This window comes from Rubrivirga sp. (assembly GCF_049648075.1).
In the GTDB taxonomy this organism is placed as follows: domain Bacteria; phylum Bacteroidota; class Rhodothermia; order Rhodothermales; family Rubricoccaceae; genus Rubrivirga.
In genome coordinates this window covers 1-2,339 of record NZ_JBARYR010000570.1, presented here as the reverse complement: position 1 = coordinate 2,339, position 2,339 = coordinate 1, and the positions used below count along the sequence as shown (strand labels likewise).

1 protein-coding gene and 1 pseudogene are annotated in these 2,339 nt (G+C 69.8%); one reads left to right on the top strand and one right to left on the bottom strand.

The window, feature by feature from the left end:
• Window positions 1–2,025: pseudogene (locus tag WBA11_RS15925) on the top strand (hypothetical protein); the annotation flags it as partial.
• Between the two features lie 16 nt (window positions 2,026–2,041).
• On the opposite strand, the gene WBA11_RS15920 reads toward WBA11_RS15925, so the two are convergent.
• A partial coding sequence (locus WBA11_RS15920) for a glycoside hydrolase family 16 protein (protein WP_424521643.1) occupies window positions 2,042–2,339 on the bottom strand: 298 nt, incomplete at its 5' end.

Genomic DNA, 2,339 nt, shown 5'->3' with positions numbered 1-2,339 from the left:
TTTCAGAACTGGGAGGCGCTCAGCCGCTCGTTCCCGGGCTACCTCGAGGCCATGGTGGCCGTGTTCGTCAGCGCCTCCACGGCCGACGGCTACAACCCGTACCGGATCACGGACAAAGGGATCGACTGGGAGGTCAGCGACCCGGACGACCCATGGAGCTACATCGGCTACTGGGGCGACCACCAGATCATCTACCTCCTGCGCCTGCTGGCCCAGCTCCGGGCGCACAACCCCGAGCGGCTGGCGGCGCTCCTCGGCGAGCGGCGGTTCAGCTACGCGAACGTCCCCTACCGGATCGCGCCCTACGCCGACATCCTACGCGACCCCAAAGACACGGTCTCGTACGACGAGGACCAGGCGGCCCAGATCGAGACGCGCGTCGACGCCGTCGGGGCGGACGGGAAGCTGCTGCACGACGAGGGGGGCGACGTCCTCACGGCGACGCTGCTCGAGAAGCTGCTGGTCCCGGTCCTGGCCAAGCTGACCAACTTCGTCCCCGGCGGTGGCATCTGGATGAACACCCAGCGGCCCGAGTGGAACGACGCCAACAACGCGCTCGTGGGCAACGGCATCTCGGTCGTGACGCTGTTCGCCGTCCGCCGCTACCTCGCGTTCCTGCAGGACGTGCTGAGCGACACCGCCAGCGCCACGCTGTCGGCCGAGGTCGCCGACTTGCTCGCCGAGGTCGCAACCGTGTTCGAGGCGCACGGCGACCTGGCCTCTCGCGCCTTGGACAACCAAGAGCGACGCACGGTCGTGGACGCGCTCGGACGAGCCGGGAGCCGGTACCGAAGCGCGATCTACCGCGACGGGTTCAGCGGCGCCACGCGCGACCTCGAGGCCGACGCGATCCGGTCGTTCCTCGGCCGCGCCCTCGAGGCCGTGGACCAGAGCCTGCGCGAAAACCGACGCGACGACGGGCTCGTCCACAGCTACAACCTCCTGGAGATCGGCGACGGCACGATGGGCGTCCGCCACCTCTACCCGATGCTCGAGGGCCAGGTGGCCGCCCTCGACGCCGGCGTCCTGTCGCCCGACGACACGCTCGCCCTGCTCCGCGCCCTGCGCCAGAGCGACTTGTACCGCGCCGACCAGCACAGCTACATGCTGTACCCGGACCGCGACCTCGCCGGGTTCATCGAGAAAAACACGCTGCCGTCGGACGCACGCGAGCGCGCGCCACTGTTGGCCCGCCTCCTCGAGGCCGGCGACGCGTCCGTGGTCCAGCGTGACCTCTACGGCGACCTCCACTTTCGCGGCACCTTCCGAAATGCCACCGACCTCGAGGACGCGCTCGACGCGCTCGACCTCGAGGTCGAAGACGGGGAGCGCCGGGCCGTCCTCGACGTGTTCGAGGCGCTGTTCGACCACAGCGCCTTTACGGGCCGCTCCGGAACGTTCTTCGGCTACGAGGGCTTGGGGAGCATCTACTGGCACATGGTCTCCAAGCTCCGGCTCGCGGCCCAGGAGACGTTCTTCCGCGCCGCGGCCAGCGGCGCAGATTCGGATACGCTCTCGGGCCTGGCCGACGCCTACTACGACGTCCGCGCGGGCCTCGGCGGGAGCAAGTCGCCCGAGGTCTACGGCGCGTTCCCGGCCGACGCGTACTCGCACACGCCGGGCCACGCGGGCGCCAAACAGCCCGGCCTGACGGGACAGGTCAAGGAAGACATCCTGGCGCGCTGGGGCGAGCTCGGCGTGCTGGTCGAGGACGGCCGCCTGACCATCCGCCCGCTCCTACTCCGCACCGACGAGTTTCTAGACGCTCCCGCCACGTTCACCTTCGTCGACGCGCACGGGGAGGACCAGTCGCTCGACCTCGAGGCCGGCTCCCTCGCGTTCACGCTGTGCGCTACGCCCGTCGTCTACCGGCGCGCCGACGCGCTCGCTATCCGCGTCCTCGAGTCCGACGGGACCACAACGCCGGTCGAGGGCGACGCTCTCTCTCGGGAGACCAGCCGTGCCGTGTTCGGCCGGACGGGCGCCGTCGCGCGCATCGAGGTCGACGTGCCGCCGGGGCGGTAGCGCCCTCGAGGGCGCGCTACTCGGGCCGCTGGTAGACGCGGACGTAGTCGACCTCCATCGTCTGGGGGAACGTCGTCGACACGTCCGGCGCGCCGGGCAGGTTGCCGCCGACGGCCACGTTCAGGATCATGTGGAAGTCGTGGTCGAACGGCGCGTTCGGGTCGTCGCTGCCCGTCGTGTACCAGTCGTCAGCCGTCTGGGTCTGGTAGAGGACGTTGTTGACGTACCATCTGATCTCGCCGGGCTCCCACTCGGTCGTGAACGTGTAGAAGTCGCGGTCGAACGTGTCGAACGACAGCTCGAAGGGGGCGCCC